The organism is Phycicoccus jejuensis, assembly GCF_000720925.1.
In the GTDB taxonomy this organism is placed as follows: domain Bacteria; phylum Actinomycetota; class Actinomycetes; order Actinomycetales; family Dermatophilaceae; genus Phycicoccus; species Phycicoccus jejuensis.
Genome location: NZ_JOEE01000007.1, coordinates 1 through 26,146 on the forward strand (window position 1 = coordinate 1; position 26,146 = coordinate 26,146).

Sequence of the window (26,146 nt, forward strand, 5' to 3'; positions counted from 1 at the left end):
CGTGTGTGCCACCGCCACCACCCTGCACACCGGCACCCACGACACCGACCGCGGCCCCGACACCACCCTCCACCTCACCATCCCCCTGACCGACCTCACGAGCGGGACGACCCCGGACCCACGCGAGCTCCTCGTGAACCTCACCGGCGGCGTCCGCTCCTCCGCGACGGCGCCTGTCAAAGGGCCGTCGACCGCGCGCGGCGCCGGGACCGTGCTGGCCACCGCCGCCGACGGCACCCTCCTGACATCCGAGACCGTCCGCCGCCTCGGCTGCGACGCCGGCCTCCTGATCCACCTGCTGGGCGCTCGCGGCGAACCCCTCACCCTCACCCGCATCCTGCGCCTCTACACCCGCGGCCAACGCCGACACCTCCTCCTGCGCGACCGCGGCTGCACCTACCCCGGCTGCACCGCCCCCGCCGCCTGGACCCGCGCCCACCACGTCCACCACTGGGCCGACGGCGGACCCACCGACGTCACCAACGCCGCCCTCCTCTGCCCCCGCCACCACACCCACGTCCACCACCGACGCTTCTGGGCCACCGTCCGAGCACACCCCGACCAGCACGGCCACCACGTCACCTGGGACCTCACCCCCGGCTCCTACGACCGCGCCGTCCACGCCCTCCGCCACCCACCCGATGACCGCGCCAGCCCCGCCGCCTGACGAGCCGACCGTCGCCGGAGGAGCGACCCCGGTCGGGTTGCCGGCCCTGCGGTCCCGTCAACCGCGGGAGCCAGTGCCCCACGATGCCGAGGCGTGGGCGGTCAGTGACCGGTGGGGTCGGGGCTCCCGCCTGTCGCTCCTGCGCCGTCGGTGGCGGAGAAGGCAGGGTGCCTCGTGCCGACATCGCGCGCGGTCGACAGGTGCCCGCCGAGGTAGGCCGCGGCCCCCATGGCGGCCGCTCCGGCGAACGCGAGCAGCGCTCCCTGCGTGTGCCGCCCGCGCCGCCGGGAGAGGTAGGAGGCGCCGTACAGCCCGATCGCGACGCCGTTGGTCACCGCGTGCACCAGCCCGACCCGCTGCTCGCGCGGTCCGGAGCCAGACCACTCGGCCCAGCCGGTCCATGCCGTCGGGCCGACCGAGACAAGACCGACCCCGACGAGGGTGCGCGCCGCCCCACGGGTGTCGTCCCCGCCGATGGCGTCGAGCACGGAGGCCGACGTCCACGTGCCGATGACGACGTCGGTGAGCAGGGGGTGCAGCGCGTGGCCGAGCCACTCACCCCGCAGCAGCCGCCCGCGCCGGCCGGTGGCGAAGGCCGCCCCGACGACCGGCGCGACCGCGGCCACCGCGCGGTCCAGGCTCTCGGCCTCCTCCAGGCGCAGCATCGCCGACACCTGCGGCGGCAGTTTCTCGACCGAGCTCATGGGGTCCCCTCTCGACGGTGACGACGCGTGGGTCGCCTACCCGCTCGATGCTCCCCACAACCGCATCCCCCGTCAACGCCCCCCGCCGCGGGCGGCAGCGGGCGCTGCATCGCGCGTCACGCGGCGACTCGCACCGAGTCGCCGAGGTCGCGCGAGGCGACGTCGCCCGAGGCACCCCGCGCGGCAGCGGCGCGTCCGACCACGAACACGTAGAGGACGAACGCCGTCTCGGCGAGCAGGCCGATGGCGATCCGCGCCCACGTCGGCAGGCCCGACGGCGTCACGAACCCCTCGATGACGCCACTGACGAAGAGCACCGCGACGAGCCCGAGCGCGACCCCCGTCCCGGTGCGTGCCTCCCGCGCCAGTGACCGCCCTCGGGGCAGCCCGCCGGGACTGACCCACGACCAGAAGATCCGCAGCCCGACGGCGCCGGCGACGAAGACGGCCGTCAGCTCGAGCAGCCCGTGCGGCAGGATCAGCCCGAAGAACAGCGCGGTGCGCTCGTTGTAGGCCATGAGCGCCCCGGAGATGCCGACGTTGAGCACGTTGTTCGCGAGGATGTAGATGACCGGGAGCCCGAGGACGCCGAGCGCGATGACCAGCGCCGACACCCAGGCGTTGTTCGTCCAGACGAGCCCGGTGAAGTCCAGGTGGGCGTACTCGCTGTAGTAGTTCTCGAAGTCGGTGTCGACGAACTGCGAGATCTCCTCGGGCGTCATCGTCCGGGTCCACACCTGCGGGTGGCGGTAGGCGTACCACCCGACGAGGAAGGCGATCCCGACGTTGACGAGCGCGGTCGTCACCCACCACCACCGCAGCCGGTAGAGCGCGGCGGGGAACGTCGTCGTGAAGAACGTGATCGGCGTGCGCCACCAGGTCCCGCGGCGGCTCGACGTCGCGAACCGCGCCCGCGCGACGAGGGAGGAGAGGTGGGCGACGAGCGAGGGGTCCGGGCTCGCCGAGCGGACGACCGAGAGGTGTGTCGAGACGCGCTGGTAGAGGTCGAGCAGCTCGTCGGCCTCCGCGCCGGTGTGCCGACGCTGCCCCACGAGCGTCTCGAGCCGGTTCCACTGCGCCTGGTGGGCGGCCACATAGGCGTCGAGGTCCACGGGCTCAGCCTAGGCGACCGCGCGCGTCGGCCCACCCGGTTAGCCTGTGCCCGTGAGCAGCAGCGAGCAGACGGGCTACCGCGCGTACGCGAGCGAGGACGTCGTGACGGGCGAGGGCGTCGCCGTCGAGCTGCCCGTCGCCGGCACCCTCGTCCGGGCCGCCAGCGGGCTCATCGACGTCGTCGTGACGGTCGTGCTGCTCATCGCGATCGGCTTCGGCGTCGGCTGGCTCGTCGCCAACGCGAGCACCGCGGTCGCCACCGCCCTCGGGCTCGTCGCCACCGTCGCCGTGCTCGTCGGCTTCCCGACGGCGATGGAGACCCTCACCCGCGGACGCACGCTCGGCAAGCTGGCGCTCGGCCTGCGCACCGTGCGCGACGACGGCGGGCCCATCACCGTCCGCCACGCCCTGACCCGCGCGCTCGTCGGGGTCGTCGAGCTGTGGACCCCGCCGTTCCTCGGCGTCCCCGCGCTCGTGTCGTCGGTGGTCAGCGCCCGCAGCAAGCGGCTCGGCGACTACGCCGCCGGCACCTACGTCGTGACCCAGCGCAGCCGGATGCGCCTGCTGCCGCCGCCCGTGATGCCGCCGCCGCTCGCCGCCTGGGCCGGCGCCGCCGACGTCGCGGCGCTCCCGGCCGGGCTGACGGTCGCCGTGCGCCAGTTCCTCGCCCGCTCGGGCAGCCTGACCCCGGCCTCGCGCGAGCCGATGGCCCGCGAGCTGCTCACCGACGTGCTGCGCTTCGTCGCGCCCGCCCCGCCGGCCGGCTTCCACCCCGAGTACGTGCTCTCCGCGGTCATCGCCGAGCGCCGCCGGCGCGACACCGAGCGCCTGGCCCGCGAGGACGCCTTGCGGCGCCGCGTCGTCGGCGCCGACCCCCTCGCCTGACCCCGGCGCGGGTCTCGTCACCAGTCGCCGGGCCTGCCTCCGATCGCCCGAGCTCCGACTTCTTGCGAGTTCCGCCGCCCGACGCGCCGGCGTGGGGCGTGTCGAGCGGCGGAACTCGCAACCAGTGGAGGGGCGTCAGGCGCCGAGGGCGGCGTACCCCGGCTTGACGACGTGCTCGATGAGCTCGAGCCGCTCGTCGAACGGCAGGAACGAGGACTTGAGCGCGTTGATGGTCACCCAGCGCAGGTCCTCGAGGGTCCACCCGGCCTCGTCGACGAGCAGCTGCATCTCGCGCGACATCGACGTGCCGCTCATCAGCCGGTTGTCGGTGTTCACCGTCACCCGGAAGCGCAGACCCTTGAGCAGCGTGATCGGGTGCGCGGCGATCGACTCCGCCGCCCCCGTCTGCAGGTTCGAGGACGGGCACATCTCGAGCGGGATGCGCCGGTCGCGGACGTACGCGGCGAGCCGGCCGAGCGAGACCGCGCCTCCGTCGAGGACCTCGACGTCGTCGACGATGCGCACGCCGTGCCCGAGCCGGTCGGCGCCGCACCACTGGATCGCCTCCCAGATCGACGGCAGCCCGAAGGCCTCGCCCGCGTGGATCGTGAAGTGCGCGTTCTCGCGGCGCAGGTACTCGAACGCGTCGAGGTGCCGGGTGGGAGGGAACCCGGCCTCGGCCCCGGCGATGTCGAACCCGCCGACGCCGTGGTCGCGGTGGGCGACGGCCAGCTCGGCGATCTCGCGGGAGCGCGCGGCGTGCCGCATCGCCGTCAGCAGCGCGACCATCCGGATGGGGGTGCCGGCGGCCGCGGCCTCCGCCTCGCCCTCGCGGAAGCCGGCGAGCACCGCCTGCACGACCTCCTCGAGCGAGAGCCCGCCCTCGATGTGCAGCTCGGGCGCGAAGCGCGACTCGGCGTAGACCACGCCGTCGGCGGCGAGGTCGAGCGCGCACTCGCGGGCGACGCGGGTCAGCTGCTCACGCGTCTGCATCACGGCGACGGTGTGCGAGAACGTCTCGAGGTAGCGCTCGAGCGAGCCCGAGTCGGCGGCGTCGCGGAACCAGCCGCCGAGCTCCTCGGGGTCGGTCGTCGGCAGCCCGTCGTAGCCGGAGGCCGCGGCGAGGTCGACCACGGTCGAGGGGCGCAGGCCACCGTCGAGGTGGTCGTGCAGGAGGGCCTTCGGGGCGCGGCGGACGACCTCCGCGGTCGGGGCGGCGGTGGCCATCAGGCGATCCGGTCGATGACGACGGAGTCGGGGGTCTGCGCGGTGCCACCGTCGACGACGTCGATGCCGCCCTCGAGCGCCTCCTCGGCGCGGGCGAACCGCTCCGGGGTGTCGGTGTGCAGCGTGAGCAGCACGTCGCCCTCGCGGACGGTGTCGCCGGGCTTGGCGTGGATCTCGACGCCGGCGCCGGCCTGCACCGGGTCCTCCTTGCGCGCGCGGCCGGCGCCGAGGCGCCAGGCCGCGACACCGACGGCGTAGGCGTCGAGGCGGGTCAGCGTGCCCGACGCGGTGGCCTTCACCTCGTGGGTGTGCGCGGCGGTCGGGAGCGCGGCGTCGGGGTCTCCACCCTGGGCGGCGATCATCCGGCGCCAGACGTCCATCGCGCGCCCGTCGGACAGCGCCGCACGGACGTCCTGGCCGCCGCGACCGGCGGCCTCGAGCATCTCCTCGGCCAGGCGGACGGTCAGCTCGACGACGTCCTCGGGCCCGCCTCCGGCGAGCACCTCCACCGACTCACGGACCTCGAGCGCGTTGCCGGCGGTGAGGCCGAGCGGGGTCGACATGTCCGTGAGCAGCGCGACCGTCGTGACGCCCGCGTCGGTGCCGAGGTCGACCATCGTCCGGGCGAGCTCGGTCGCGTTCTCGCGGGTCTTCATGAACGCCCCCGAGCCGACCTTGACGTCGAGGACGAGCGCGCCCGTGCCCTCGGCGATCTTCTTGCTCATGATCGAGGAGGCGATGAGCGGGATCGCCTCGACCGTCCCGGTGACGTCGCGCAGTGCGTAGAGCTTCTTGTCGGCCGGTGCCAGGCCCGAGCCGGCGGCGCAGATGACGGCGCCGACGTCGTCGAGCTGACGCATCATCGCCTCGTTCGTCAGGCCCGCCTGCCAGCCGGCGACCGACTCGAGCTTGTCGAGCGTCCCGCCGGTGTGGCCGAGGCCGCGCCCGGACAGCTGCGGCACCGCGACGTCGAAGACCGCGACGAGCGGCGCGAGCGGGAGGGTGATCTTGTCGCCGACCCCACCGGTGGAGTGCTTGTCGGCGGTCGGGCGCGAGAGGGACGAGAAGTCCATCCGCTCGCCGATGGCGATCATCGCGGTGGTCCAGGTGGAGATCTCGCGGCGGGTCATCCCGTTGAGGAGGATGGCCATCGCGAGCGAGCTCATCTGCTCCTCGGCGACGACCCCGCGGGTGTAGGCGTCGACGACCCAGCGGATCTCCGCGTCGGAGAGCTCGCGGCGGTCGCGCTTGTGGACGATGACGTCGACGGCGTCGAAGGCTTCGGTCATCCGCCCATCATGGCAGGCGCGCACGGCACTCCTGAACGCCCCCGGACCACCACCGCGGGACCACCACGTCGTCGAGATCTGCCGTCCCGCGGACGGTCGACGGTCAGGGGCCTCGGGTCGCCAGGTCGTCCGGGCCGAAGGCCTGCGGCAGCACCTCGCGCATCGTCAGGACGCCCTCCGGCGTCTGCAGGAGCGTGTCCGCAGTTCCGTTCTCCCACAGCAGCTGTCGGCACCGCCCGCACGGCATGAGGGTCTCGCCGCGGCCGTCGACGCACCAGACGGCGGTCAGCCTGCCGCCACCGGTCGCGTGCAGCGTCGACACCATGCCGCACTCGGCGCAGAGCGTGACGCCGTAGCCGGCGTTCTCGACGTTGCAGCCGGACACCATCCGGCCGTCGTCGACCCACCCGGCGACCCCGACGGGGAACTCGCTGTACGGGCAGTACGCCAGGGTCGTCATGCGGACGGCCTCGACGCGCAGCGCCTCCCAGTCCACGTCGGCAGCGGTCACGACTCCTCCTTCGGGGCCTGGCGGCGCGCGTCGAGCCCGCGGACGACCGCGGCGGTCGCGAGCAGCCGCGCGCCGAGGGCGATCGCCCGCTCGTCGACGACGAGGTCGCCCTGGTGCAGGTCGTAGGTCGGCCCGCCCGGGGTGCGGGTGCCGAGGCGCGCCATCGCGCCGGGGCAGTGGTCGAGGTACCAGGCGAAGTCCTCGCCGCCCAGCGACTGGGCGGTGGGGACCGGCGTGAGCCGGCCGGCGAGCGCGCCGCGGCGCAGGGCCGAGATGCCGTCGGCCGTGTTGACGACCGGGGGCACCCCCTTGACCCGCTCGACCTTGGCCTGCACGCCGTACGGCTGGACGACGCCGTGGACGATCTCCTCGAGCAGCGGCCCGACGGTGTGCCACGACTCGGCGTCGAGCATCCGCAGCGTGCCGCGGCACTCGCCGGAGGACGGGATGACGTTGGCGACCCGGCCGGCCTGGACGCTGCCCCACACGAGGGCCGCGCCGGTGCGCGGGTCGAGGCGGCGGCCGAGGACGGCCGGCACGTCGGTGATGACCTTGGCCAGCGCGAAGACGAGGTCCTCGGTCAGCTGCGGGCGCGAGGTGTGGCCGCCCCGACCGTGCAGCGTGATGTGCACCTGGTCCGCGGCCGCGGTGAGCGCCCCCTCGCGCAGCCCGACCTGGCCGACGTCGATGCTCGGGTCGCAGTGGACGGCGAAGACGGAGTCGACACATTCGAGGGCGCCGGCCGTGATGGCGTCGAGCGCGCCGCCGGGCATGACCTCCTCGGCGGCCTGGAAGACGGCGCGGACGGCGATCCCGCGGTCGGCGAGCGCGTCCTCGACCTCGTGCAGGGCGAGCACGGCGCCGACGAGAGCGGCGGTGTGCACGTCGTGGCCGCAGGCGTGGCACACGCCCTCGGTGCGCGAGCCGAACTCGAGGCCGGAGCGTTCGCGGACGGGCAGGGCGTCCATGTCGGCGCGCAGCGCGATGCGGTGCACGGGCTCGGCCGCGCCGAGGTCGGCGAGGACGCCGGTGCCGGGGAGCAGCCGGACGGCGACGCCGGCGGCGTCGAGCCGTCGCGCCACGGACTGGGTCGTGCGCGTCTCCTCGCGGGACAGCTCGGGGTGGGCGTGGAGGTCGCGCCGGATCTCGATGAGCTCGGGTGCAAGCGAGGTGATGCGTTCGCCGAGGGCGGCGAGGAGGGCATCGTCGTTCATCAGAGGACCGACTGTACCGCCGCGGACCTCGCCGCCCGGACCGAACCCGCCGAACCGTCACGCCGGTCCCGACCCGCGGGACGCGACGGCGTCCCGTTCGAGGACGAGCACGACGGCGCCGGCGGCGCCACCCACCCCTCAGACCGGAGGCGTCGTCCGGCGTGCCTTGTACTCGTCCCAGCGGGAGGCCATCTGCTCCATCTCGGCCATGACGAACTCGAGGAACTCGACCGAGAGCTGCATCCGCTCCCCCGCGCGGGTTCCTCCGCCGACGGCATCCCGGGCCGCGGTCAGCGCGACGACGAGCGGCCCGTAGAGGCTCTCCTTCTGGACCATGACGTCGTGCCACGCGTCGTCCTGGACGACGTAGACGTCCCGACGGCTCCCGCGCTCGCGCTCGCGCCGGACCATCCGGACCGAGGTGAGGAAGCGGACGGCGCCGGACACCGCCGCGGGGCTGAGGCCCAGCAGCTCGACCAGCTCGGCGGAGGTGAGCCGGCCGTCCTCGGTCACGAGCAGCGCCGCGAAGACCCGTGCCGGCTGGAGCTGCATCCCCAGCGACGCGAGGGTCCCACCGACCTGCTCGACGACCGCGGCGTCCGGGAGGTCGTGCCCGGGGCTCGTGGGGTGGGAGGTCGCCATGCGGCGCACATTACAACATTCACAACATTGTGAAACCGGAGTAGCGTGGACGACGTGACCACCGCCATCGACGTCGTCGGGCTGCGCAAGTCCTTCGGCCACACCACCGCCCTCGACGGCCTCGACCTCGCCGTGCGCGAGGGCGAGGTCCACGGCTTCCTCGGCCCCAACGGGTCCGGCAAGTCCACGACGCTGCGCATCCTCCTCGGGCTCCTGCGCGCCGACGACGGCCGCGCCACCGTGCTCGGGCGTGACCCCTGGGCCGACAGCACCGAGCTGCACCGCAGCCTCGCCTACGTCCCCGGCGACGTCGTGCTCTGGCCGACGCTGACCGGCGGCGAGACCATCGACCTGCTCGGCCGGCTGCGGGGCGGCCTCGACGAGGACCGCCGCCGACGCCTCGTCGACGCCTTCGAGCTCGACGAGACGAAGAAGGGCAAGGCCTACAGCAAGGGCAACCGCCAGAAGGTCGCCCTCGTCGCGGCGCTGGCGAGCGAGGCGCCGCTCCTCGTCCTCGACGAGCCGACCGCCGGGCTCGACCCGCTGATGGAGCAGGTCTTCCAGGAGGAGCTCGCCGGTCTGCGCGAGCGCGGCCGCACCGTCCTGCTGTCGAGCCACGTGCTGAGCGAGGTCGAGCGCGCCTGCGAGCGTGTGAGCATCGTGCGGGCCGGGCGCGTCGTCGACTCCGGCACCCTCACCGAGCTGCGCCACCTGACCCGCACGACCGTCCAGGCCGAGCTGCGCGAGGTGCCGACGGCGGTGGAGGTCGGCGCGTGGCCGGGCACCCACGACGTCTCCGTCGAGGGCTCGACCCTGCGCCTGACGGTCGACCCCGACCACCTCGACGCGCTCGTCGCCGCGCTCGCGCCGCGCGGGGTCACCGGGCTGACCTGCCGGCCCCCGACGCTGGAGGAGCTCTTCCTCGCCCGCTACCGGACCGAGGCGCACCGGGAGGAGGTGCCGGCATGACCACGCGGCTGGCCGGTCTCGGCCGCTTGCTGCGGCTCGCGCTGCGCCGCGACCGGGTGATCCTCCCCGCGAGCGTCCTCGGCCTCGTCCTGCTCTCCGTGGGTTCCGCGCAGGCCACGCTCGAGCTCTTCCCCGACGACGCCTCCGCGGTCGCGGGCCTCGGCGACCTCGTCGGCAACCCGGCCGTCGTCGCCATGTACGGCCCGATCAGCGCCGCGGACGCCGACGCGCTCGCCGTCTTCAAGACCGTGATGATGGGCGCCGTCCTCGTCGCGGTGCTCGCGGTCGTCCTCGTGCGCCGGCACACCCGGACCGAGGAGGAGGAGGGCCGCCTCGAGCTCGTGGGCGCGGGCGCGGTGGGGCGCTGGGCGCCGCTCGCGGCGGGGATCCTCGTCGCGCTGCTCGGTGTCGTCGCGGCGAGCGGCCTGTCGTCCCTCGGCCTCGCCTCGCTCGGGATGGACCCTGCGGGGTCGGTGGCCTTCGGGGTCGCCTGGGCGACAGCAGGGTTCGCCTGGGTCGGCGTCACCGCGACGGCCGTCCAGCTGGCCTCGACGACGCGCGGGGCCGGCGGGCTGGCCTTCGGCACGCTCGGTGCCGCCTTCGTCCTGCGGGCGGCCGCGGACTCGGTCGACGACGGCGTCGTCCACGCGCTCGGATGGGCCTCCCCGCTCGGCTGGGCCGGACGGGTCGAGCCGTACGGACCGGACCGGACGTGGGTCCTCCTGCTGGGCCTCGCGGTGCTCGTCGCGGGGGTGGCGACCGGGCTCGCCGTGCTCGGCCGGCGCGACCTCGGCGCGGGCGTGCTCCCGGCCCGGCTCGGCCCGGCCCGGGCTGCCCGCAGCCTCACGGGTCCGTTCGCCCTCGTCTCCCGCCTCGCGACCGGGACGGTCACCGGCTGGGTCGTCGGGATGCTCGTCGGTGGCGTCGTCCTCGGGTCGCTGCTCGGGGCGGTCGGCGACCTCACCTCCAACCCCGCGATGGCCCGCTTCCTCGAGGCCCTCGGCGGGTCCGCCGGCACCGTCGAGGACATCTACCTCGCGAGCGAGACGCGCTTCGTCGCCGTCGCCGTCGCCGCGGCCGGGGTCGCCCTCGTCCTGCGGCTCGGCGCCTCGGAGCGGTCGGGCCTCGGGGAGTCGGTGCTCCCGACGGGGACGAGCCGCCTGCGCTGGTACGGCGCGCACGTCCTCGTCGCGGTGCTGGCGACGACCCTCTTCCTCCTCGTCATCGGGGCGACCGTCGGTGTCGTCGGCTCCCTCGCGAGCAGCAGCGCCCCGGGCTTCTGGGCGACGCTCGGCGCGTTCGCCGCCACGCTCCCCGCGGTGTGGGTCCTCGTCGGGGTGGCCGGCCTGCTCGTCGGCGCCCGCCCCCGCCTCGCGCCGCTGGCCTGGGCCCTCCTCCTCGTCGGGTTCGTCGTCGGCGAGCTCGGGCCGACGATGGACCTGCCGGGCTGGCTCGTCGACGTCTCGCCCTTCGCGCACCTCGGACAGCTGCCCGGCGGGGACTTCGCGGTCCTCGCCGCGGCCGTGATGACGCTCGCGGCCGCGGGTCTCACGGCGGCCGGGGCGCTCGCCTACGGTCGGCGCGACGTCGCCTGAGCGCGAGCGACCCCGCCCGGCGGGATGCCGGACGGGGTCGCGCAGCGAGGTCGTCGTCGCCGCGGTACGAGGTCAGTCGGTCGTCACGCGCACCCGGGTGTGCAGGGTGTCGCCCTCCGGCCACATCGACATCCCGACGGCCGAGAGCGGCTCGAGGTTCTTCGCCACCTCCGGCTCGTCGGCAGCGAGCCGGGCGAGCCAGCCGTCGCGACCGTCGACGTCGAGGTAGAACGCCGCGACGGCCGTGTCGGCGTGCGGCACGACGGAGCGGAAGGCCGCCTGGCTGCCGAGCGAGCCGCCCGTGGCGACGCTCGTCCGGTAGTCGGCGTCCGGGCCGACGACGACGGTGCGGTCGCCCTCGCGGGTCGTCGCGAGCAGCTCGCCGACGCTGGGGTCGAGCGACCCGAGCCGGCCGAGGACGTCCTCGATGCCGGCCGCGTCGCCGGTGACCTTGGCCGCCACCGGCAGGGCGCCGGGACCGGCGGTGTCGAGAGCCGCCGGGTCGAAGCCCGGGCCGAGCGAGAGCACGGTGCTCGTGCCGAAGAGCGTCTCGAGGTCACCCGGGAGCTCGAGGCCGGTCGCCTCCCCGATGGCGGAGTACAGCTCCTCGACGTCCGCGCCCGACTGCGCCGACATCCGGGCGGCCTGCGCCTCGAACCACCCCTGGCCGGGGCTCACGGCGAGCGCCGCGAGCGTGTCGTCGGGCAGCGAGGCCATCGACGTCCCCGCCCCGGACCCGAGCATCGTCCGGGTCGCGTCGTCCAGGCCGCTCACGCCCTCGAGCTCGAACCCGCCGTCGGCGAAACGCAGGGTCATCGCACCCCCGACGAACTCGTCGTCCTGTGCGGTGGCCGACTCGAGGGCCGACAGGTCCTCGCCGAGGTCGAGCGACCCGACGAGCGAGCGGATCTGGCTGCCCGGCTTCGGGGCGAGGTAGATCGTCACGAGGCCCTGCTCACCGACGGCGCCGGTCCACTCGGCCCAGTCGCGCGACCCGGCGAGGGTGGTCTTCGCGGCGGCGTCGGCGACGCGCGTCGCGGTGTCGGCGTCCCGGGCCACGTAGGCCCAGCCGTCGCGCACGATCCACGTCGGGGTCAGGCCGTCGGTCTTCGCCGCGTCGTGGTTCTCGGAACACGCGAGGAGCTTGAGCATCCCGGCGCCCGCGGCCTCGTCGTCGGTGACCTGAACGACGCCGACGGGCACGGAGTCCTCGCCGACGGTGACGCCGGCGACGGCCGCGCGCTGCCCGAGCCACGGGGTGACGTCGCGCGCGGGGTCGAGGTTCGCGCACTCGTCGTCGGAGAGGACGAGGTCGGTGAGCGTCGTGCCGAGGTCGGACTTCTGGGAGACGCCCTTCGAGGACAGCCCGGGGAACTTCGAGAGCGTGCGGAGGGCCTCGACCTTCTGGCCCGCGCCGGGGTCGAGGTCGACGGCGGCGTACGCGAACGTCGTGCCGGGCAGGACGTCGGCGGGTCGCTCGCCTCCCCCACCGAGCGCGGTCCACGCCCAGGCGCCGGCGCCACCGACGACGACGAGCGCGGCGATGCCGCCGACCGCGAGCCCGCGCCCGAGGCCGCGGCGCACGCCGGGCTGCTCGGTGACGACGTTGTCGGCGGAGGCGCCGGCGGCATCGGACGGCTCGACGGCTCCGTACGCGGGAGGGTCGAAGGGCGGCTCGGGGCCGCGCAGCGGGCCGGACGGCGGGACGGACGACGACATGGGACTCCCCCTCGGTGGGCATCCCCTGGGGATGCGGGCTCGGCGGTGCGACCGCTCGCCGCGGCCGCACCGGAGCGCACCCTAGCGGCGGGGGGCGACAGGGGGAGAGCACTTCGGCCGCGTCTCCGCCGAACGGGTGACGCGCCGCTCAGAGCAGGTCGGTGCGGCCCTCGGCACGCAGCACGTCGACGACCGCCTTGACCTCCTGGGCCCGGGCCCGGGTCGTCACGAGGAGGGCGTCCGGGGTGTCGACGACGACGACGTCGTCGAGCCCGACGACCGCGACCCGCCGGGCGCCGCCCGGCACGACGACCCCCGAGCCGTCGAGGACGGTGACGTCCGAGCGGTCCCCGAGGACGGCCGTGCCGTCCGGCGCCGGCAGCAGGGCCGAGAGGCTCGCGAAGTCGCCCACGTCGTCCCACCCGAAGGGCGCCGGCACGACGACGACCCGGCCGGCCGCCGCGGCCGGCTCGGCGACGGCGTGGTCGATGGCGATGCGCGTCAGGCCGGGCCACACGTCGTCGAGACGGCTCGGTGCGGCCGCGATCTCGCGCAGCCCGGCGGCGAGGTCGGGGTGCCACTGCGCGAGCAGGTCGAGCAGGACCGAGGCCCGGACGACGAACATCCCCGCGTTCCAACGGAACTCGCCGGAGTCGACGTAGGCCCGGGCGCGCTCGGCATCCGGCTTCTCGACGAACTCGACGGCGTGCAGGGCCGTCGGGAAGCCGGCCAGCGGCTCACCCGCCCGGATGTACCCGAAGCCGGTGGCCGGGTGCGTCGGCTCGACCCCGAGCGTCACGAGGTGCCCGTCGCGCGCGACGTCGACCGCCTCGCGGACCGCCGTCCGGAAGGCGTCGGCGTCGGGGATGACGTGGTCGGCGGCGAAGGACCCGATGACGGCGTCGGGGTCGGTGCGCTCGACGACGGCGGCGGCGAGGCCGATGGCGGCCATCGAGTCACGTGGCGCGGGCTCGGCGAGGACGCGACCGGCCGGGAGCTCCGGCAGCTGGGCGCGGACGGCGTCGGCGTGCGCGGCGCCGGTGACGACGACGGCGTGGTCGCCGGTGAGGGGGGCCAGCCGGTCGAGCGTCGCCTGGAGCAGCGAGCGGCCGCCTCCGGTCAGGTCGAGGAGGAACTTCGGGTGGCCGGCGCGGCTCAGCGGCCACAGCCGGGTGCCGGCGCCCCCGGCCGGGACGACGGCCCAGAACCCCTCGATCTCCGGCATGGCCCGAGGGTATCCGGTCACCCGCTGGTCACCGGATCCCGACCCGGCCGTCGCCGGCCCGTCGCCCGGCGGGGGGACGCTGGGGGTCGTGCGCATCGTCGTCGTCACCGAGTCCTTCCTCCCGACCCTCAACGGCGTGACCACCTCGGTCTGCCGGGTCGTCGAGTGCCTCGCCGCGCAGGGGCACCGCGTCTCCGTCGTCTGCCCGCGGCCCGCGCCCGCGGAGCACGCCGGCGTGCCGGTGCACGCCGTCCCGTCGGTGTCGGTCCGGGCCTTCCCCACCGGGCTGCCGTCCGGCGCCGTGCGGGACGTGCTCGAGGAGCTGCGGCCGGACGTCGTGCACGTCGCCTCCCCGTTCGTCCTCGGGGCCCGCGCGCTGCGCGAGACCGCGCGCCTGGGCATCCCGTCCGTGGCCGTCTACCAGACGGACATGCCGAGCTACCTGGCGCAGCACGCGCCCCGCCCGGTCGGGCCCGGTGCCTCGCAGGCCGCGTGGCGCTGGGTGCGTCGCGTCCACGGCCTCGCCCACCTGACGCTCGCGCCGTCACGACACACGATGGCCGAGCTCGCCGCGCACGGGGTGCCCCGGACGGCCCGGTGGGGACGGGGCGTCGACGCGCGGCTCTTCCACCCCGGCCGCCGCGACGCCGTCGCGGCCGCCCGGCGCGAGCTGGCCCCCGACGGGGAGGTCGTCGTCGGCTACGTCGGCCGGCTGGCCCCCGAGAAGGAGCTGGACCGGCTGGCCGACGTCGCGCGGGTGCCGGGCGTGCGCCTCGTCCTCGTCGGCGACGGCCCGGACCGCGCCCGCACGGCCGCGCTGCTCGCCGAGGCGGTGGCGAGCACCCCCGGTCGCCCGAACCGGCCGCCGGTCCTGCTCGGCGCGCGCTCCGGCGAGGCCCTGGCCGACGCCTACGGGCTGCTCGACGTGTTCGTCCACACGGGGACCCGCGAGACGTTCGGGCAGACCCTCCAGGAGGCGCACGCGAGCGGGCTGCCGGTCGTCGCGCCGGCGCGGGGCGGGCCGCTCGACCTCGTCGAGCACGGACGCACCGGGCTGCTCGTCGACCCCGACCGGCCGGGCGCCCTCGCCGCCGCGGTGGCCGCGCTCGTCGCCGACCCGGCCCTGCGCGCGCGGACGGGCCGCGCCGGCCGTGCGTCGGTCGAGGGACGCACCTGGGCCGGCGTCACCGCGGAGCTCGTCGGCCACTACGAGGCGGCGGTCGACGCCCGGTGGAGCCGCCGCGGACGCCGGGCCGCCTGAGCGCGACCGGTCGTCAGCCGCCGAGCGGGAGCGACCGGATGACGCGCCAGACGCCGTCCGGGTCGTGGTGGTAGAGCTCGATGCTCGCGACGGTGAAGGCGCAGCGGAACCCCGCGAGCCCCTCGAAGGCGCGGTCGAGCGCGTCGTCATCGAGGTGGTGGGCGATCGTCACGTGCGGGTGGTACGGGAAGTCCAGCGTGCGCTCCACGGGCCCGCCGCGCACGGCGCTCTCGAGCCGCTCGCACTCCCCGATCCCCTTGGAGACCTGGACGAACACGACCGGCGAGACCGGCCGGAAGGTCCCCGTGCCGGACAGCACCATCTCGAACGGCCGGACCGCGCGGCAGACGTCATCGAGGTGGTCCGTGAACTCCGCGTGGTGCTCGGGCGGGACGACCGTGGGCGGCAGCAACGTCACGTGCGGCGGGATGGCGCCGGCCATCGGGTCGCCGAAACCGGCTCGGGCGGACTGCAGCTGCTCGCCCCAGGGTTCGGGGATGGTGACGGCGACGCCGTGGACGGGCACGAGCAGGCTCCTCAGCGCGCGGCCGGCAGCAGGCCGACGGCGTCCCGGACGCGGGTCATCGTCGCCGCCGCGACGACCGCGGCGCGCTCGGCACCCCGGGCGAGGATGCGGTCGAGCTCGGCGGGGTCGTCGAGCAGCTCGGCCATCCGGGAGCGGAACGGGCCCACGGCCTCGAGCACGACCTCGGCCACGGCCTTCTTGAGGTCGCCATAGCCGCGCCCCGCGAACTGCGCCTCGAGGTCGGTCACGGGCGTCCCGGTGAGCACGCTGTGGATGACGAGCAGGTTCGAGACCCCGGCCTTGGTCTCCGGGTCGTAGCGGATCTCGGTCTCGGTGTCCGTGACCGCGGACATGATCTTCTTGCGCAGCCGGTTCGGCTCGTCGCTGAGCAGCAGCAGGCCCTTGTCGGGCGAGTTCGTGCCGGACATCTTCGACGTGGGGTCGGTCAGCTCCATGATCTTGGCCGACTCCTTGAGGATGTACGGCTCGGGCACGGCCAGCGTCGGGCCGAAGCGCGTGTTGAAGCGCTCGGCGAGGTCGCGGGTGATCTCCAGGTGCTGGCGCTGGTCCTCGCCGACCGGCACGTACGCGGCGTCGTACATGAGGATGTCGGCGGCCATGAGCATCGGGTAGGTGAACAGCCCGACGTTGGCGTTCTGGCCCTTGGCCGTCTTGTCCTTGAACTGCGTCATCCGGCTGGCCTCGCCGAAGGCGGTGAGGCAGTTCATGACCCAGCCGAGCTCGGCGTGCGCCGTGACGTGGCTCTGGCAGAAGACGGCCGAGCGCTCGGGGTCGACCCCGCCGGCGATGAACTGCGCGGCGGTGACGCGGGTGCGGCGGCGCAGCACCTCGGGGTCGGTCGGGACGGTCAGCGCGTGGAGGTCGGCGACGAAGTAGTAGGCGTCGAAGTCCTCCTGCAGCCCGACCCAGTTGACGAGCGCCCCGAGGTAGTTGCCGAGGTGGAGCGAGTCGCTCGTCGGCTGCATCCCGGAGAGGATCCGGGGGCGTGCGGCATCGGTCGGGGGCTGGGCGGGCATGGTCCCCATTGTGCCCTGCCGCGCGTCCCTAGACTCACCCGCATGACGAGTGCCGCCACCACCCACCGCGACGTCCACGGCTCGGCGCCCGAGGGCGTCTGGTCGGCCCCCGGACGGGTCAACCTCATCGGCGAGCACACCGACTACAACGGCGGCCTCGCCCTGCCGATCGCCCTGCCGCAGCGCACGACCGCCGCGGCGTCGCCCCGCACCGACGACCTCCTGCGCGTGCACTCGGTCCAGACAAGCGAGACGGTCGAGGTCGACCTCGGCACCGTCGGCCCCGGCTCCCCCGCCGGCTGGGCCGCCTACGTCGCCGGGGTCCTGTGGGCGCTGCGCGAGGACGGTCACCCGGTGCGCGGGATGGACGTGACGGTGACGAGCGAGGTGCCGCTCGGCGCCGGCCTGTCGAGCTCGGCGGCGCTCGAGTGCGCGGTCGGCGCGGCCGCCAGCGGCCTCTTCGGGCTCGACCTGCTCGGCGACGACGACGCCCGCTCCCGCCTGGCCACGGCCTGCGTGCGGGCCGAGAACGAGGTGGCCGGCGCCGCCACGGGCGGGATGGACCAGTCGGCCGCCCTGCTCTGCCGGCCCGGCTCGGCCCTCCTGCTCGACTGCCGCGACGGCGCCACCGAGCACGTGCCGTTCGACCTCGAGGCCGCCGGGATGGTGCTGCTCGTCACCGACACCCGGGCCTCCCACGCGCTCAACGACGGCCAGTACGAGAAGCGCCGGCGGGCCTGCGAGGCGGCGGCCGCCGAGCTCGGGGTCGCGTCGCTGCGCGAGGTCGACCCGGCGGGGCTCGACGCCGCCATCGACCGGCTCTCGACCGACGAGCTGCGCCGGCGCACCCGTCACGTCGTCACCGAGATCGAGCGGGTGCGGCAGGCCGTGGCCGCGCTGCGGGCGGACGACCTCGACGAGGTCGGCCGCCTGTTCACCGCATCCCACGCCTCGCTGCGCGACGACTACGAGGTCAGCTGCGACGAGCTCGACGTCGCGGTCGAGGCCGCCGAGGGCGCCGGTGCGCTCGGGGCGCGGATGACCGGCGGCGGCTTCGGTGGTTCGTGCATCGCGCTCGTGCCGCGCGACTCCGCCGACGACGCCGTCACCGCGGTGCGCGCGGCCTTCGGCGCCCGCGGGTGGGAGGAGCCGACCTGCTTCACCGTCACCGCCGGCGGCCCGGCCGCGCGCGACGCCTGACGCCGCGCCCGACCCGACGCCTGGCACGACGGAGGGCGCCCCGCGACCGCGGGGCGCCCTCTCGTGCGTGCGGGGACTAGTTCGTCATCCCGGCGCCGACCGTGGTGCCGGTGGCCTCGTCGATGAGGATGAACGAGCCGGTCGTGCGGTTCTGCTCGTACGGGTCGACGAACAGCTGCTGCGTCGTCCGCAACCGGATGCGCCCGATCTCGTTGAGCCCCAGCTCACCCGCCTCCAGGTCGCGGTGGAGGGTGTTGATGTCGAGCCGGTACTGCACGTCCTTGACGAGCGCGCGCGCCGAGCGGGTGGTGTGCTTGATGGCGAGCTTGCGGCCGGGCCGCAGCGGGTCGCGCGTCATCCAGCAGACCATCGCGTCGATGTCCTGCGTCGGCTCCGGCGCGTTGCGCACGCGGCAGATCATGTCGCCGCGCGAGACGTCGAGGTCGTCCTCGAGCCGCACGACGACGGACATCGGCGGGAAGGCCTCGGCCACCTCCTCGTCGTACAGGTCGATCCCGGCGATCTTGCTCGTCAGGCCGCTCGGGAGGACGAGGACCTCGTCACCCGGCTTGAGGACACCGCTCGCCACGCGTCCCGCGTAGCCGCGGTAGTCGTGGTGCTCGTCGGACTTCGGGCGCACGACGTACTGCACCGGGAAGCGGACGTCGCGCAGGTCGCGGTCCGAGGCGATGTGCACGTTCTCGAGGTGGTGCATGAGCGAGGAGCCCTCGAACCAGGGCATGTTCTCGCTGCGCGTCACGACGTTGTCGCCCTGGAGCGCCGAGATCGGGATGACCGCGAGGTCGGGCACGTTGAGGCGCTGCGCGAACTGCACGAACTCCTGGCGGATGCGGTTGAAGGTCTCCTCGTCCCAGTCGACGAGGTCCATCTTGTTGACCGCGAGGACGAGGTGCGGGACCCGCAGCAGCGAGAGGATGACCGCGTGCCGGCGCGACTGCTCGGTGAGGCCCTGGCGGGCGTCGACGAGCACGAGGCCGAGGTCGGCGGTCGAGGCACCGGTCACCATGTTGCGCGTGTACTGCACGTGCCCCGGGGTGTCCGCGATGATGAACTTCCGCTGGGGAGTGGCGAAGTAGCGGTAGGCGACGTCGATCGTGATGCCCTGCTCGCGCTCGGAGCGCAGGCCGTCGGTGAGCAGCGCGAGGTCGGTGTAGTCGAAGCCCTTGGTCCTCGACGTGGCCTCGACGGCCTCGAGCTGGTCCTCGAAGATGGCCTTGGAGTCGAGCAGCAGACGACCGATGAGGGTCGACTTGCCGTCGTCGACGGAGCCGGCGGTGGCGAACCTGAGCAGGTCCATCAGAAGTAGCCTTCCTTCTTGCGGTCCTCCATGGCGGCCTCCGAGAAGCGGTCGTCGCCGCGGGTGGCACCACGCTCGGTGACCCGCGCGACCGCCACCTCCTCGACGATCTCGGCGAGCGTGCTCGCCTCGCTCTCGACGCAGCCGGTGAGGCTGAGGTCGCCGACGGTGCGGAACCGGACGGTGCGCTCGGTGACGACCTCGCCGTCACGGCACGGGTTGGCGGGGTGCTCGCTGAGGAGCATCCCGTCGCGCTCGAAGACGCGGCGGCGGTGGGCGAAGTAGATCGAGGGGATCTCGACCTCCTCGCGCTCGAGGTAGTGCCAGATGTCGAGCTCGGTCCAGTTGGACAGCGGGAAGATCCGCATGTGCTCGCCGGCGTGGAGGCGCCCGTTGTAGAGCGACCACAGCTCGGGACGCTGGTTCTTCGGGTCCCACTGGCCGAACTCGTCGCGGTGGGAGTAGACGCGCTCCTTGGCGCGGGCCTTCTCCTCGTCGCGCCGGCCGCCGCCGAACGCCGCGGTGAAGCCGTTCTTCTCGATGGCGTCGAGCAGCGTGCCCGTCTGGAGGCGGTTGCGGCTCGTGCGGCCGTCGTCGACGACGACGCCGTTGGCGATGGCCTCGTCGACCGACGCCACGACGAGCGTCGCGCCGAGGCGCTCGACCCAGCTGTCACGCGTCGCGAGCACCTCGGGGAAGTCGAGCCCGGTGTCGACCTGGAGCAGCGGGAACGGCAGCCGCGCCGGGTAGAAGGCCTTCTCGGCCAACCGGAGCATGACGATCGAGTCCTTGCCCCCGGAGAACATGAGGACAGGTCGCTCGAGCTCGGCGACCACCTCCCGGAAGATGTGGATGGACTCCGACTCGAGCTCGTCGAGCTGCGAGAGCCGGTAGTCGGCATGGGTCTGCACTGGATGTTGCCTTCCGTGACGGGTCGCGGCCGACCCTACCCGCGACCGTGTACCCCACGTGGTGGGAATCTGCACCTCGGACACCGATTTGTGGGCAGACTGGCCGCGTGACCGACCCGCTGCCGACGTTCTGCCCACCGAGGGCGGACCTCGACGACCTCGTCCTGCTGCGTCGCGGGCTCTACGGACCGGACGCGTCGATGCGCCCGCTCCCCCTCCCCGACGACGTCCGCCAGAACGCGATTGCCGCCGGCGGGCTGGTCGTCGTCGACCCCGAGGGCGTGCCGGTCGTCCGCCTCGAGGAGCTCGACGACGCCGGTGGCCCGACCGTCACGGGACGCCCGCAGTGGCTGGGGTGGCCCTCCAGCCGCCCCTTCGAGGAGCTGCACCCCGCCGAGCCGGTCGACCTCACCGGCCGCCGGGTCCTGCTGGTGGACAACCCGTCCGAGGTCCCCGCCGAGGTTCCCGCCGGCGCCGTGGTCCTCGCCCTCGTCTCGACCTCGCTCGACGGGCCGTCGGGGGCCGTCGACACCGTCCGCGCGGCCCTCGCCGCGACGGGGGGCCCGTCCCGGGTGCTCGTGCTGCCCCTCCCGCCCGGTGACGCCGAGCGCCGCCGGGCGCTCCTCGCGACCCTGGGCGTCGACGACGCGCACGCCGCGTCCTCCGCCGCCCCCGCCACGGACGGGAGCCCCGACGGGCTCGGAGGTGTCGTCCTCTTCCTCACCGGCTTCTCCGGGTCGGGCAAGTCGACCGTCGCCCGGGCGGTCTCGACCCGGCTCGTCGAGGACGGTCGCGCGCTGACCCTGCTCGACGGCGACGTCGTCCGTCGCCACCTCACCGCCGGCCTCGGCTTCAGCCCCGCGGACCGTCGGACCAACGTGCTGCGCATCGGCTGGGTCGCGGCGGAGGTCGCCCACCACGGCGGCATCGCCGTCTGCAGCCCGATCGCCCCCGAGGACGAGGTGCGCCGGCAGGTGGCCGAGCGCGTGCGCGAGCGCGGCGGCCGGTTCGTCCTCGTCCACGTCGCGACCCCGCTCGAGGAGTGCGAGCGCCGCGACCGCAAGGGCCTGTACGCCGCCGCCCGGCGCGGCGACATCCCCGACTTCACCGGCATCTCGGCGCCGTACGACGTGCCCGCCGACCCCGACCTGCGCCTCGACACGACCGGGCGCGACGTCCCCGGCTGCGCCGACGAGGTGCTCGCGCTGCTCCGACCGACCGACGGGACCCACCGTGCTTGACGCGCTGTTCACCACCGACGCCCTCGCCGTCCTCGTCGTCGCCCTCGGGGTCGGCGTCGTCGTCGGCCTCACCGGGATGGGCGGCGGGGCCCTCATGACGCCGGCGCTCGTGTTCCTCGGCATCCCGCCGACGGCGGCGGTCGCCAACGACCTCGTCGCGGCCGCGGTCAACAAGTCGATCGGCGCCGCCGTGCACACCCGGCAGGGCTCCCCCGACCTCCGGCTCGCGGGGATGCTCGTCGCCGGCTCCGTGCCGAGCGCCCTCGTCGGGGCGTGGCTCGTGGGGCAGCTCGGCTCCGGCGAGGCCGCGCAGGAGACGCTGCGGCTGGCCATCGGCGTCACGCTGCTGCTCACCGCGCTGACGTACACGGCCCGCGTCTACGGCTCGACGTTCCTCGACTGGGGCGCGCGCTCCGACGACACCCGCCGGGTCAAGCCCCTCCCGACCGTCCTCGTCGGCGCGGTCGGCGGCTTCCTCGTCGGCCTGACGAGTGTCGGCTCGGGCTCGATCATCATGATCTCGCTCCTGCTGCTCAACCCCGGGATGTCGGTCAAGCGCCTCGTCGGCACCGACCTCGTGCAGGCCGTGCCGCTCGTCATCGCCGCGGCCATCGGCCACGTCGTCGTCACCGGCGTCGACTGGGCGGTGCTCATCCCCCTCGTCGTGGGCGGCGCCCCCGGCACCTTCCTCGGGGCCCGGCTCTCGTCGTGGATCCCCTCGCAGGCGGTCCGGCGGGGCATCGTCATCGTCCTCACCCTCACGGGGCTGAGCCTGCTGCGCCTCCCGCCCCTCGGCGTGGGGGCGGCCGGCGCCGCGCTCCTCGTCCTCGGCCCGCTCGCGTGGGCCCTCCTCCGGGTGCGCCACGGGATGACCCCGTTCCGCACCTCCCGCACGTCCGACCTCTGACCACCGACCCCGACGCTCGACGAAGGACCACCGTGACCACACCATCAGCCGACGACCACGCCGTCGCCGCGGAGGTGGCCGAGCAGGCCGGCGCCCTCCTGCTCGCCCTGCGCGAGGAGCACGCCGACCTCGAGGGGCAGGAGCTCAAGGACCTCGGCGACCGCCGTTCCCACGAGCTGATGATGCGCCTGCTCGGCGAGCTGCGCCCCGACGACGCGGTCCTCAGCGAGGAGGGCGCGGACGACCCCGTCCGCCTGTCCGCCTCCCGCGTCTGGATCGTCGACCCCCTCGACGGCACCCGCGAGTTCTCCGAGCGGCCGCGCGACGACTGGGCCGTGCACGTCGCCCTCTGGCAGGACGGTGACCTCGTCGCGGGCGCCGTCGGCATCCCCGCGCGCGGCGTCGTGCACCGGATGGACCGCCCGTCCCCGCTCCCCGCGCGCCCGGACGGCCCGGTGCGGCTCGCGGTGAGCCGCAGCCGTCCGCCGGCCTTCGTCGTCTCGCTCGCCGAGTCCCTCGGCGCCGAGCTCGTCGCCATGGGCTCGGCCGGGGTGAAGGCCATGGCCGTCGTCGACGGCACGGTCGACGCCTACGTGCACGCCGGCGGCCAGTACGAGTGGGACTCGGCGGCGCCGGTCGCCGTCGCGCTCGGGCACGACCTGGCGCCGACGCGGCTCGACGGATCGCCGCTGGAGTACAACCGTGAGAACCCGTGGCTGCCCGACCTCGTCGTCGCGCGGCCGGAGGTGCTCGCCGAGGTGCGCGAGGCGCTCGACCGGCTCGCCTGAGCCGGGCGGACGCGGGTCGGGCGGGGCGGCTCAGAGGGCGTACTCGACGAGCACGGGCGCGTGGTCGCTCCAGCGCTCCGCGTAGCTCGCCGCCCGCCCGACGGAGGCGGCGACGGCGAGCTCGGCGAGCGACGGGGTGGCCAGCTGGTAGTCGATCCGCCAGCCCGCGTCGTTGTCGAACGCCTGCCCGCGCCAGGACCACCACGTGTAGGGCCCGGGGCCGGGGCCGTGGAGGCGACGGGTCACGTCGACGAGCCCGTGCGCGTCAGCCCAGCGGGTGAGGTGGGCCTGCTCCTCGGGCAGGAAGCCGGCCTTGCCGCGGTTGCCCTTCCAGTTCTTGAGGTCGTCCTGGGTGTGCGCGATGTTGAGGTCGCCGGTGAGGACGGCGAGGCGCCCGTCGGCGGCCCACGCCTCGACGCGCGCGCCGACCGCGTCGAGGAAGCGGTACTTCTCGTCCTGGCGGGGCGTGCCGGCCTCGCCGGTGTGGACGTAGGCCGAGGCCACCGTGACGACCCGGCCGGCGACGACGACGTCCGCCTCGACCCAGCGACCGGCTCCGTCGAACTCCTCGCCGACGTCGGTCCGCACGTCCTTGACCGGGTGACGGGAGAGGACGGCCACGCCGGCGCGGCCCTTCGCGACGGAGGGGCCGTGGGCGAGCTCCCAGGACGCGAGCGGCGAGCCGTCGAGGGCGGCGCGCAGCTGGGCGTCGTCGGCCCGCACCTCCTGCAGCGTGACCACCTCGGCGCCGCTGGCGGCCAGCCACTCGACGCCGCCGCGGCGCTGCGCGGCCCGGATGCCGTTGACGTTGGCGGAGGCGACGATCATGCGGACCAGTCCACCATCCGCGGCCACCGCGGCCCGCGTCGGGGGCGCCGCACCGTCTGGTCACCCCGGGGCGACTCCGCTAGGGTTTGTCTTGACGTCAAGATAACCGCCACCACCGAGGAGCGTCGACGACGACCATGGCCACGAAGATCATCTACACCCTGACCGACGAGGCCCCGATGCTGGCCACGTACTCGTTCCTCCCGGTCATCGAGGCCTTCGCCTCCTCCGCCGGCGTCGACGTCGAGACCCGCGACATCTCGCTGGCCGGCCGCATCCTCGCCCTCTTCCCGGAGTACCTCACGGAGGAGCAGCGCATCGGCGACGCCCTCACCGAGCTCGGCGAGCTCGCGACGACGCCCGAGGCGAACATCATCAAGCTGCCGAACATCTCGGCGTCGATGCCGCAGCTCAAGGCGGCCGTCAAGGAGCTGCAGTCGCAGGGCTACGCCCTCCCCGACTACCCGGACAGCCCGCAGACCGACGAGGAGCGCGACGTCCGCGCCCGCTACGACAAGGTCAAGGGCAGCGCGGTCAACCCGGTCCTGCGCGAGGGCAACTCCGACCGCCGCGCGCCCGCTGCCGTCAAGGGCTACGCCCGCAAGCACCCCCACTCGATGGGCGCCTGGTCGGCCGACAGCCGCACGCGCGTCGCGACGATGGGCGCCGACGACTTCCGCAGCAACGAGCAGTCGGTCGTCCTCCCGGCCGACGACACCCTGACCATCCGCCACGTGGCCGCCGACGGCACCGAGACCGTCCTCAAGGACGGCCTCAAGGTCCTCGAGGGCGAGATCGTCGACGCCACCGTCATGCGCGCCGCCGCCCTCGACGCGTTCCTGCGCGAGCAGGTCGCGCAGGCCAAGGCCGACGGCGTCCTCTTCTCGGTGCACCTCAAGGCGACGATGATGAAGGTCAGCGACCCCATCGTCTTCGGCCACGTCGTCACCGCGTTCTTTCCCGAGGTCTTCGCGACGTACGGCGACGACCTCGCGGCCGCCGGCCTCTCGCCGAACAACGGCCTCGGTGGCATCCTCGACGGCCTCGACGCGCTCCCCAACGGCGCCGAGATCCGCGCCGCCTTCGAGCAGGGCCTCGCCGACGGCCCCCGCCTGGCGATGGTGAACTCCGACAAGGGCATCACCAACCTCCACGTCCCGAGCGACGTCATCGTCGACGCCTCGATGCCCGCGATGATCCGCACGGCGGGCCACATGTGGGGCCCGGACGGCGAGGAGGCCGACACCCTCGCGGTCATCCCCGACTCCTCGTACGCCGGCGTCTACCAGGCCGTCATCGAGGACTGCCAGGCCCACGGCGCCTACGACCCGACGACGATGGGCTCGGTCCCCAACGTCGGCCTCATGGCGCAGAAGGCCGAGGAGTACGGCAGCCACGACAAGACCTTCGAGATCGAGGCCGCCGGCCGCGTCGAGGTCGTCGACGGCTCCGGCGCCGTCCTCATGAGCCACGACGTCGAGGCGGGCGACATCTGGCGCGCCTGCCAGACCAAGGACGCCCCGATCCGCGACTGGGTCAAGCTCGCCGTCACCCGCGCCCGGGCCTCGCAGACCCCGGCCGTCTTCTGGCTCGACGAGACCCGCGCCCACGACCGCAACCTCATCGCCAAGGTCGAGGCCTACCTGCCGGAGCACGACACGGACGGCCTGGACCTCCGCGTCCTCTCGCCCGTCGAGGCCGCCAAGCTCTCGGTCGAGCGCATCCGCCGCGGCGAGGACACGATCTCGGTCACCGGCAACGTCCTGCGCGACTACAACACCGACCTCTTCCCGATCCTCGAGCTCGGCACCTCCGCGAAGATGCTGTCCGTCGTCCCGCTGATGAACGGTGGCGGCCTCTTCGAGACCGGCGCCGGCGGCTCGGCCCCGAAGCACGTCCAGCAGCTCGTCGCCGAGGACTACCTGCGCTGGGACAGCCTCGGCGAGTTCCTCGCGCTGGCCGAGTCCTTCCGCCACGAGGCCGACCGCGGCAACGCCCGCGCCGGCGTGCTCGGCGACGCCCTCGACCGCGCCACCGGCACGCTGCTCGACGAGAACAAGTCCCCGGCCCGCCGGGTCGGCTCGATCGACAACCGCGGCAGCCACTTCTGGCTCGCCCGCTACTGGGCCCAGGAGCTCGCTGCGCAGACCGAGGACGCCGAGCTCGCGCAGGTGTTCGCGCCCGTCGCCGAGCAGCTCGTCGCGCAGACCGACGCCATCGAGGCCGAGCTCCTCGCGGTGCAGGGCAAGCCGGCCGACATCGGCGGCTACTACCGTCCCGACCCCGCCAAGGCCGCATCCGTCATGCGCCCGAGCCGCACGCTCAACGGCATCCTCGACGCCCTCAAGCGCTGACCGCAGGCGCCACCG

General features: G+C 74.5%; 24 protein-coding genes. 10 read left to right on the plus strand and 14 right to left on the minus strand.

All coding sequences use genetic code 11. The features are described 5' to 3' along the window. Positions 1 to 667: HNH endonuclease signature motif containing protein (locus tag IG69_RS0113565; RefSeq protein ID WP_245616153.1), on the plus strand; the 667-nt coding region annotated here is incomplete at its 5' end. Between the two features lie 101 nt (positions 668 to 768). Here IG69_RS0113565 and IG69_RS0113570 read toward each other — a convergent pair. Together IG69_RS0113570 and IG69_RS0113575 are read right to left on the minus strand one after the other, a co-directional pair. Continuing rightward, positions 769 to 1,371, minus strand: coding sequence for a DUF2231 domain-containing protein (locus IG69_RS0113570; RefSeq protein ID WP_051750570.1), 603 nt, complete (start codon positions 1,369 to 1,371; stop codon positions 769 to 771). Between the two features lie 116 nt (positions 1,372 to 1,487). Further along, positions 1,488 to 2,483 carry a stage II sporulation protein M gene (locus tag IG69_RS0113575; protein WP_030528709.1) on the minus strand — a complete coding sequence of 332 codons (996 nt, stop codon included), beginning with the start codon at positions 2,481 to 2,483 and terminating at the stop codon, positions 1,488 to 1,490. Between the two features lie 52 nt (positions 2,484 to 2,535). Between IG69_RS0113575 and IG69_RS0113580 the strand changes: the two genes are divergently transcribed. Then, the gene (locus IG69_RS0113580; RefSeq protein WP_242525885.1) at positions 2,536 to 3,369 is read left to right on the plus strand and encodes an RDD family protein; all 834 of its coding nucleotides are present in this window, start codon (positions 2,536 to 2,538) and stop codon (positions 3,367 to 3,369) included. A gap of 135 nt (positions 3,370 to 3,504) precedes the next feature. Here IG69_RS0113580 and IG69_RS0113585 read toward each other — a convergent pair whose 3' ends face one another. The 5 genes from IG69_RS0113585 to IG69_RS0113605 form a co-directional block, all read right to left on the minus strand. Further along, positions 3,505 to 4,596: an adenosine deaminase gene (locus tag IG69_RS0113585; RefSeq protein WP_030528711.1), complete on the minus strand. Its 1,092-nt coding sequence runs from the start codon at positions 4,594 to 4,596 to the stop codon at positions 3,505 to 3,507. Further along, on the minus strand, positions 4,596 to 5,885 hold the full coding sequence (locus IG69_RS0113590) for a thymidine phosphorylase (RefSeq protein WP_030528712.1): 1,290 nt from the start codon (positions 5,883 to 5,885) through the stop codon (positions 4,596 to 4,598). The genes IG69_RS0113585 and IG69_RS0113590 overlap by 1 nt, the downstream gene beginning before the upstream one ends. A gap of 103 nt (positions 5,886 to 5,988) precedes the next feature. Next, positions 5,989 to 6,396: a cytidine deaminase gene (locus tag IG69_RS22770; protein WP_030528713.1), complete on the minus strand. Its 408-nt coding sequence runs from the start codon at positions 6,394 to 6,396 to the stop codon at positions 5,989 to 5,991. Next, positions 6,393 to 7,610, minus strand: coding sequence for an amidohydrolase (locus IG69_RS22775; protein WP_030528714.1), 1,218 nt, complete (start codon positions 7,608 to 7,610; stop codon positions 6,393 to 6,395). The genes IG69_RS22770 and IG69_RS22775 overlap by 4 nt, the downstream gene beginning before the upstream one ends. A 138-nt stretch (positions 7,611 to 7,748) precedes the next feature. Next, positions 7,749 to 8,252 (minus strand): GbsR/MarR family transcriptional regulator, encoded by a 504-nt coding sequence (locus tag IG69_RS0113605; RefSeq protein WP_036830156.1) that lies wholly within the window; start codon positions 8,250 to 8,252, stop codon positions 7,749 to 7,751. Positions 8,253 to 8,306: 54 nt separating this feature from the next. Here IG69_RS0113605 and IG69_RS0113610 point away from each other — a divergent pair, with 54 nt between their 5' ends. Together IG69_RS0113610 and IG69_RS0113615 are read left to right on the plus strand one after the other, a co-directional pair. Then, the gene (locus IG69_RS0113610) at positions 8,307 to 9,221 is read left to right on the plus strand and encodes an ABC transporter ATP-binding protein (protein WP_030528716.1); all 915 of its coding nucleotides are present in this window, start codon (positions 8,307 to 8,309) and stop codon (positions 9,219 to 9,221) included. Next, positions 9,218 to 10,816 carry an ABC transporter permease gene (locus IG69_RS0113615; RefSeq protein WP_036830160.1) on the plus strand — a complete coding sequence of 533 codons (1,599 nt, stop codon included), beginning with the start codon at positions 9,218 to 9,220 and terminating at the stop codon, positions 10,814 to 10,816. Before IG69_RS0113610 ends, IG69_RS0113615 begins: the two co-directional genes overlap by 4 nt. Before the next feature lie 72 nt (positions 10,817 to 10,888). On the opposite strand, the gene IG69_RS0113620 is transcribed toward IG69_RS0113615, so the two are convergent. Beyond that, positions 10,889 to 12,535, minus strand: coding sequence for a hypothetical protein (locus IG69_RS0113620; RefSeq protein ID WP_030528718.1), 1,647 nt, complete (start codon positions 12,533 to 12,535; stop codon positions 10,889 to 10,891). Between the two features lie 148 nt (positions 12,536 to 12,683). Continuing rightward, the gene (locus tag IG69_RS0113625) at positions 12,684 to 13,760 is read right to left on the minus strand and encodes a mannose-1-phosphate guanylyltransferase (RefSeq protein WP_030528719.1); all 1,077 of its coding nucleotides are present in this window, start codon (positions 13,758 to 13,760) and stop codon (positions 12,684 to 12,686) included. On the opposite strand from IG69_RS0113625, the gene IG69_RS0113630 reads away from it, so the two are divergent. Next, positions 13,759 to 15,021 carry a glycosyltransferase gene (locus IG69_RS0113630; RefSeq protein ID WP_084696831.1) on the plus strand — a complete coding sequence of 421 codons (1,263 nt, stop codon included), beginning with the start codon at positions 13,759 to 13,761 and terminating at the stop codon, positions 15,019 to 15,021. The two genes, IG69_RS0113625 and IG69_RS0113630, sit on opposite strands and share 2 nt — an antisense overlap. Positions 15,022 to 15,034: 13 nt before the next feature. Here IG69_RS0113630 and IG69_RS0113635 read toward each other — a convergent pair whose 3' ends face one another. Together IG69_RS0113635 and trpS are read right to left on the minus strand one after the other, a co-directional pair. Next, positions 15,035 to 15,547 (minus strand): 2'-5' RNA ligase family protein, encoded by a 513-nt coding sequence (locus IG69_RS0113635; RefSeq protein ID WP_030528721.1) that lies wholly within the window; start codon positions 15,545 to 15,547, stop codon positions 15,035 to 15,037. An 11-nt stretch (positions 15,548 to 15,558) separates the two neighbouring features. Continuing rightward, positions 15,559 to 16,593, minus strand: a complete 1,035-nt coding sequence (gene trpS, locus IG69_RS0113640) for a tryptophan--tRNA ligase (RefSeq protein ID WP_051750571.1) — start codon at positions 16,591 to 16,593, stop codon at positions 15,559 to 15,561. Between the two features lie 33 nt (positions 16,594 to 16,626). On the opposite strand from trpS, the gene galK reads away from it, so the two are divergent. Continuing rightward, positions 16,627 to 17,784, plus strand: a complete 1,158-nt coding sequence (gene galK / locus IG69_RS0113645) for a galactokinase (RefSeq protein ID WP_030528723.1) — start codon at positions 16,627 to 16,629, stop codon at positions 17,782 to 17,784. Between the two features lie 76 nt (positions 17,785 to 17,860). Here the strand turns inward: galK and IG69_RS0113650 are convergent, their stop codons facing one another. Together IG69_RS0113650 and cysD are read right to left on the minus strand one after the other, a co-directional pair. Then, a complete protein-coding gene (locus IG69_RS0113650; protein ID WP_030528724.1) occupies positions 17,861 to 19,102 on the minus strand; it encodes a sulfate adenylyltransferase subunit 1 in 1,242 nt (413 codons plus the stop codon). Then, the gene (gene cysD / locus IG69_RS0113655; protein ID WP_030528725.1) at positions 19,102 to 20,013 is read right to left on the minus strand and encodes a sulfate adenylyltransferase subunit CysD; all 912 of its coding nucleotides are present in this window, start codon (positions 20,011 to 20,013) and stop codon (positions 19,102 to 19,104) included. Before cysD ends, IG69_RS0113650 begins: the two co-directional genes overlap by 1 nt. Positions 20,014 to 20,120: 107 nt before the next feature. On the opposite strand from cysD, the gene cysC reads away from it, so the two are divergent. The 3 genes from cysC to IG69_RS0113670 are packed head-to-tail and all read left to right on the plus strand — an operon-like array spanning position 20,121 to position 22,949. Then, positions 20,121 to 21,254: an adenylyl-sulfate kinase gene (gene cysC / locus IG69_RS22780; protein ID WP_051750572.1), complete on the plus strand. Its 1,134-nt coding sequence runs from the start codon at positions 20,121 to 20,123 to the stop codon at positions 21,252 to 21,254. Beyond that, on the plus strand, positions 21,247 to 22,161 hold the full coding sequence (locus IG69_RS0113665) for a sulfite exporter TauE/SafE family protein (RefSeq protein ID WP_030528727.1): 915 nt from the start codon (positions 21,247 to 21,249) through the stop codon (positions 22,159 to 22,161). The genes cysC and IG69_RS0113665 overlap by 8 nt, the downstream gene beginning before the upstream one ends. 32 nt (positions 22,162 to 22,193) lie before the next feature. Continuing rightward, positions 22,194 to 22,949, plus strand: coding sequence for a 3'(2'),5'-bisphosphate nucleotidase CysQ (locus IG69_RS0113670; protein WP_036830162.1), 756 nt, complete (start codon positions 22,194 to 22,196; stop codon positions 22,947 to 22,949). A gap of 30 nt (positions 22,950 to 22,979) precedes the next feature. On the opposite strand, the gene IG69_RS0113675 is transcribed toward IG69_RS0113670, so the two are convergent. Further along, a complete protein-coding gene (locus IG69_RS0113675; protein ID WP_030528729.1) occupies positions 22,980 to 23,777 on the minus strand; it encodes an exodeoxyribonuclease III in 798 nt (265 codons plus the stop codon). A 137-nt stretch (positions 23,778 to 23,914) separates the two neighbouring features. Between IG69_RS0113675 and IG69_RS0113680 the strand changes: the two genes are divergently transcribed. Continuing rightward, the gene (locus IG69_RS0113680; RefSeq protein WP_030528730.1) at positions 23,915 to 26,131 is read left to right on the plus strand and encodes an NADP-dependent isocitrate dehydrogenase; all 2,217 of its coding nucleotides are present in this window, start codon (positions 23,915 to 23,917) and stop codon (positions 26,129 to 26,131) included. The last annotated feature ends 15 nt before the right edge of the window (positions 26,132 to 26,146 follow it).